Here is a 499-nt window from a genome sequence, read left to right on the forward strand (position 1 = left end):
CCATTGGGAGCCTTGGCCGGGGAAGATGAAGACGGGTTGGTCGCTGCCGGGGTGTTTCTGGCCGAGGGTGAGGGTGGTGTCGGGGAGTTCCACGATTTCCCGCGTCGTGCCCACCGGCAGGTCGGTCAGTTTGGTCAGTGCGGAAAGCAGGCCCGCCCGGCTGGCCGTCAGAATGACGGCGCGGTGATCGAAGTCGTGTCGGGCGCGCAGCGCATGGCTGACTTCGGCCAGAGCGAACTCGGGGTTCTCCGTCAGGTGTTCCCTCAGGCGGTGTGCGGCGGCCCGCAGGCTGTGCGGGGTCCGCGCCGACAACGGGAACTCGAACCTGTCGTCCGGTCCGAACCCCGGCGCCGCACCAGCGGCCACCTCGACGGCCACGGCCGCTGCTGCCAGGTCACCGGCTGGCGCTGAACCGCTCTCCGCGGTGGCCGGGGTGGCTGCGGGTGGTTCTTCGATGATGATGTGGGCGTTCGTGCCGCTGATGCCGAACGAGGAGATT

At 68.9% G+C, this 499-nt stretch carries 1 protein-coding gene; it reads right to left on the reverse strand.

The window, feature by feature from the left end:
- Nucleotides 1-499, reverse strand: a 499-nt coding sequence (locus MXD59_RS26020) for a CurL C-terminal domain-containing protein (protein WP_248827205.1), incomplete at both ends; no start/stop codon positions are given.

The organism is Frankia umida, assembly GCF_023242945.1.
Lineage (GTDB): Bacteria > Actinomycetota > Actinomycetes > Frankiales > Frankiaceae > Frankia > Frankia umida.